This window comes from Nostoc sp. (assembly GCF_036917455.1).
GTDB lineage: Bacteria > Cyanobacteriota > Cyanobacteriia > Cyanobacteriales > Nostocaceae > Nostoc.
Genome location: NZ_JBALDK010000222.1, coordinates 1 through 5,378, shown reverse-complemented (window position 1 = coordinate 5,378; position 5,378 = coordinate 1). Strand labels below are relative to the sequence as shown.

Here is a 5,378-nt window from a genome sequence, read left to right as displayed (position 1 = left end):
AGGAAACTACAGTACAAAACGTGTCAAATTTGACTTTAATCGTTCTAATTAACTTTTCGTTACATAGTTATAAATTTTCCAGCCCAGCTACTTAATTTTTGTAGAGTGTGTTCTGCCGAAGGCTAATGCACTTTAAATTGTTGATGGTGCGTTATGCTAAAGCGGTAACGCACCCTACAATTTAATTTTATGAACCTGTGTACTCCAAACCAGAGAAAGGCTTTGAATCTTACTCACTAACGCAACGCTAGTAAGGAAGTGCTTGGTGGTTAGAATTCTCTATTTACCTGTTACCTTTTCAATAACTTCTTTTGCTTTCTCACCAAAACTTTCTGGAGGATTTTGTTCTTTCTCAGCCTTCAAATTTCTTTCGTAAGTCTTCTCTATAGTGTTAAGATTTTTGGAATCTTTTATTGCTTGCTCATAAGCTGTTTGTCGTTCTTCTTCTTGAACGCCAACACCTGGATCGTATTCGTTTGCCCGATTAATTTTTTCTTCAGAATTTGGTTTAGACTCTGGAGGTACTAGCTTTAATTCTTCAAGTGTAGTTGCATAACTAGCTTGTTGAACGAAAATAAATGAACCTGACAAGCTGATGGAAACCATCAAACAAACAACTAAAAAGCTTGAACGTAACGCTTTTTTTAAAGTTAATAGAATTTTTTGCATGGAAAAACACTCCTAGTTTTCTCTTATAAGCCTTGGTCATGTATAAATACATTCAAAATTTAAGGCTCACAGGCATCCTAAGTGTTTAGGTACAGTTCTTCCTTCTACCGCAAGGTATATTAATTTTTACCTATAGTTCAGTTAATTCGATCTGAACTTTTTAAGTTTTAGTCTAATAGTCAAATTGTTGTGCTTACCCATAGATAAAGGCGCTCATCTTACCCACTCCAAAAGATTGGGTAATTTATTTGTTATAAATCTCTTATAACCAATTATGAGTAATGTTAATTCTTCGGCTTTGGATAACTTCTTCAAATAAACTTGTTGGGAGTGCTTCTTCCACAGCAAAAACACCTGGTTTGTTGAGTTTACCCTCTAGCAGTAATTGGGCAATACTACCTGTGCCACAACCAGAAGCTATCGCTGTATTTTCATGCACTACAGTTGAACAATAAACGGCAGTTTCACCATTTTTTTGTCCTGTAACTTCTGAACGAACTGCTACCCCAATTCCACTAAAGTTATTAGTGACATCTGTCATTGAATGGCTAACATAAGATAGAAATTCAATCATGTAACGACGCTGCATCAACCATTTAGGAAAAACGTGTGCTGCAATCCAAGTTAGGTGATTGTAAAAATCGGGAATAGAGCCAAACTTAGTTATTACAGTTTTTACTGATGGGAAAGCTTTGGGTAGTGTAAAGGTTTCTGGCATATCAAACCAGTAAACTCCACTGCGTTGATATGGAGGTGGAAACTCAACTATTTCTCTTTCACTATAAGGCTTAATTATTTCCCATTTTCCATCTATCCAAGCTTCAAAAGGATACTGCAACCCCAGAAAAGTTGTCCGCATCACTGTAATGCCAGCACCACCAGAACCAGAAACCAAATAACTTAAATGGATCTTTTCTGCTTTATCAAATTGTTCAACACCTTGACGTACCATGCTGTTAGAAATACCAGGAAAAATGCCAGTATTAATAATTGCCGTCACACCAGCAGCAGCAGCTTGTTCGTGATAATTGAGAGCTTTTCTGGTATAAGAACGATGGTCGCTGACATCTACATAATTAACACCTTGAGCAATACAGGTTTCGAGAACATTAGTATCTCGATAGTGAAATGGCCCAGCACAATGGATGACTAAGTTAGAGTTTGCGATCGCATCTCGCAATTTGTCAACTTCTGCCAAGTCCAATACCAAAAACTGTACTTGTCCGCCTGAAGCCAAGCTGACAGCCTTGCCAAACTCCGCAGAACGTCCAGTAATCGTAATTTGAGCTTGCGTATGGGTAGCTAGATCCTGAGCAACAGTGCTACCAATCCGCCCTCGTCCACCAAGAATTAAAACTCTGTCTGTCATTACTCCAGATTCGCAACACTAATCTTATTTCATCAGTTTTGTGTCCTGTTTGCCATCGGTTACAAGGATGACTTACTAGCCAAGGAAGGAGGACTTTTCGATTATTGGTAGTTGATAAGTTTTTGCGCCTCAATTTGCCTGACTACTGTCAGCGCCGAATAACTCACCCCAGCCGTACCTTCGCCGGGATGTGTGGAATCACCAACTAACCACAAATGCTGAATTGGTGTCCGATTGGCGAACCCAAAGGGGCCAAAGGTAGGAATCCTTTGACCAATACCGCCAACTATACCGCGATCGCGGGCTGTGAAATGGGCAAAGGTGCGTGGTGTTGCGGCTTCTTGATGAATAATCGTTTCTGGTTTGAGATAGAAGTATTGAGCAAGACGAGCGATCGCTTCTTGGGTAAACTTTTCTTTTAGTCCTTCATAATCTTCAGTCTGCCACCACTGTGCAGGATCGACAAATGAAGAAGCGATAATTGTCGCTTTCCCCTCCGGTGCGCGGCCGTCTCCAGGATGACTGACAGAAACAAATAGGGAATTATTCTCGCCAATGGGGCCATTGACATCATACAAAAATTGCAGGTGGGGAGGACACTCAGGCGGAATTGCGCTAGCATCTACACCCAAATACACCACAAACGCACCCGATGCTTGGGGTAGTTTTTCCACCCGGTTTTTATATCCAGATGGCGCTTGTTCTCCCAATAATTGCACCAAGTTTTGCACTGTGGCGTTAGTAACAATATGGTCGGCTGCTTCTGTCCAAACTTCGCCAGTTTTCTGATTTCTAATGACTACAGCAGTAGCTTTGCCGTTTTCTGCTTCGATTTTTTCTACAGTATGGCGCATCAACAATTTACCGCCATCTCTTTCTAAGGATTGTACCAAGCGATCGCTTAATACTTGCATACTTTCCTGGAGGTGAAACAATCCTTGGGGAAGTTGGGATACACTCAACGCTGTGGCGGCATAAAGTAATGCTGTATTCTCTGCATCCACCTGGGAGTATAGCTTCAGTTGCAAATCTAAAAAAGTCCTCAATCGCTGGTCATTTCCCAGTCCACATAAACGTAAAGCATCTCCTACCGTAAACAAAGTAAAAGGAACGGTAATTAATGTACTAGGACGTACCGCTTGCATTAGTTGCCGCAAATCCCATAAATTACGTGGTGGTAGCACCGGATCGCGTCCTTGAAATTCCCAACTGGCATTAAATAAAGTTGCCATCAATTGCCAAAACGGTTCGCTACCGGGAAACTGTTTTTGTCGTTCCTCTTGCCATTTCTGTTGGTCGCGCCAGACATTAATCGGTGTGGTTTCTCCAGGTAAATATACTGCACAAGCAGGGTCGCAAGGCGTTACTGCGGGTAAATCTATTGACAATTCCGAGAAAATACGGTGGTGAATTCCCCCCGGTTCCAATCCCGCCACCTGAGTTGCTCCCACATCAAAGGTAAATCCCTGGCGTTTAAACGTAGAAGCACAACCTCCCGGTACGAGAGCTTGATCTAAAATTAAGACGCTGTAACCTCTATGAGCTAATAATGCTCCGGCAGTCAGTCCACCTATTCCGGCACCGATAACGACGACATGAGAGTTACTTTTGTCAAGAGAAATGCTGGACATTGATTAGTTTATTTAAAATTCTTAATACTTTTACTTATAACTCCCGGTTCGCTCATTTTTTTTGGAGTTCTAGAAATTGCCGAAAAACAGAAAATCTAGGTTGAGTAATGGTTTTAGCGATTTCCATAAATTTACCTTGAACTATCACCCCGCTCTAAAAAGTCTATTTTTACGCGATCGCGCAAAGTCGGCACGAGAGTACATTAGTATTACAGGGTGGAACCCCTATTAAATCGTTCAGCTTTTTTCTAACTCAATTTAAAATGGGCGAACCGGGAGTTATAATTTTACCTTACAGCAGAATTCATGTATTTGACATCTGTTGTAGGGGCACAGCAATGCTGTGCCCTTACCCCGTGGTCTATTTACGTGAAAATAGCTGTAATCTCTGAGTTAAATGGGGTCAAAGGGTGCTGGTGTACACAAGTCATCGAATTACCCCCCTTAATCCCCCCGATATATTGGGGGGAAACCGGAAAATCTGGTTCCCTCCCCTTTATAAGGGGAGGGTTAGGGTGGGGTAAATTTACGCCTAAATGCAAGTGAGTAGACTGTTTCAGACTTGTGTATACACCATAGCCTTACTAAAGAAAGGGACAGGTTTTGCGTAGCATAACCTTTCTTGAGGTATCTCAGAGGTTGCACGATAAATCTTAAATGGCCTCATCAAAAATTTGTATGTACACGGGGGTTAAGGGGGATCTAAAAGTGCCTAAATTCACAGCGAAACACTTTTCAAACAACCTCTTAATTTTACACGCTACCCTAAACCCAAAAAAGTTGAAATCAACGGTAATAGATTGCTGCACTGTTCAACCAACTTTGTGGCACTTGGTAAACTAGAAATTGTCCCTTTTAAAATCTTTATAGCCGTTTTCGCCGCCTTTTGCATTGCCCCCTCTTGAGGACTTTTCCCCGCTTCTGCTAAGGCTTTCACTTGTTCTAATGCCTCAGCTTTATCTTCTTGCGGTAAATTTGTATCAGCCTCAATCGCTGCTTGCAATTGCGTCAATAATTCCTTAATTCCTGGTTTATCAGGTTCGGGTGATGCTGGTAAGTCGTTGATGGTATTTGTTACTGCACCACTGATTTCACCTAAATTAATTGTTCCTGTTGCATTAAAATCTCTACCGACATTAATATTGCGGCTGGCATTATTATTGTTAGTCATAGATATATTCCCTGCATTATCTCCAAATTGGAAGTTTTGAACATTACCACTTTGAGCCGCTAAATATATAACAATATTTGTCATTTCTGCACTTTTGCGGATTATCTCATCATATCGAGCTTGTGATAGTGCTTTATATTTTTCTACTTCTTGCAGCGCCAGTTGATAATTTTGTGTTAAATCACTATGAAACTTTTCTTTATCAGCATCAACAGGCACTATGATTCTAATAACAAATACGCCATCTTTGTTTACAATACTCTGGATAACTAGTTCCGTCTCTTCATTTTCAACTTGCACTTGTTGGAAAGCATTAACAAAAGCTTTCCAATCAATCCCGTTGCGGAAAATTAAATCAACAGTATTTAAAACCTCTTCAAATAGCTTGGTAAATTCTCCTGGTTGAAATTCGCCACTACTGGGACGGCGTTCGCGGTCATCGGTTCCTAGCCTGGGATATTCTAGAAGATAGATAAAGCGACAATCTACGTTATATAACTTGGTTGTACTGTCAATATTCCATGCTTCTATAGAAGCA

The 5,378-nt window shown here is 40.7% G+C and carries 3 protein-coding genes and 1 pseudogene; all 4 read right to left on the bottom strand.

The features are described from left to right. Positions 1-279 precede the first annotated feature (279 nt). Complete coding sequence (locus tag V7K42_RS24475; RefSeq protein ID WP_334919862.1) at positions 280-669, bottom strand: hypothetical protein; 390 nt, start codon at positions 667-669, stop codon at positions 280-282. A 262-nt stretch (positions 670-931) separates the two neighbouring features. Then, positions 932-2,038 (bottom strand): saccharopine dehydrogenase family protein, encoded by a 1,107-nt coding sequence (locus tag V7K42_RS24470; protein WP_334919861.1) that lies wholly within the window; start codon positions 2,036-2,038, stop codon positions 932-934. A gap of 101 nt (positions 2,039-2,139) precedes the next feature. After that, positions 2,140-3,669 carry a C-3',4' desaturase CrtD gene (gene crtD / locus V7K42_RS24465; RefSeq protein WP_334919860.1) on the bottom strand — a complete coding sequence of 510 codons (1,530 nt, stop codon included), beginning with the start codon at positions 3,667-3,669 and terminating at the stop codon, positions 2,140-2,142. 760 nt (positions 3,670-4,429) lie between these two features. Then, positions 4,430-5,378: pseudogene (locus V7K42_RS24460) on the bottom strand (pentapeptide repeat-containing protein); the annotation flags it as partial.

What these genes read in the sequence shown, in the direction of transcription:
- V7K42_RS24475 (WP_334919862.1), bottom strand. Translation starts at nt 669, where the DNA reads ATGCAAAAAATTCTATTAACTTTAAAAAAAGCGTTACGTTCAAGCTTT.
- V7K42_RS24470 (WP_334919861.1), bottom strand. Translation starts at nt 2,038, where the DNA reads ATGACAGACAGAGTTTTAATTCTTGGTGGACGAGGGCGGATTGGTAGC.
- crtD (WP_334919860.1), bottom strand. Translation starts at nt 3,669, where the DNA reads ATGTCCAGCATTTCTCTTGACAAAAGTAACTCTCATGTCGTCGTTATC.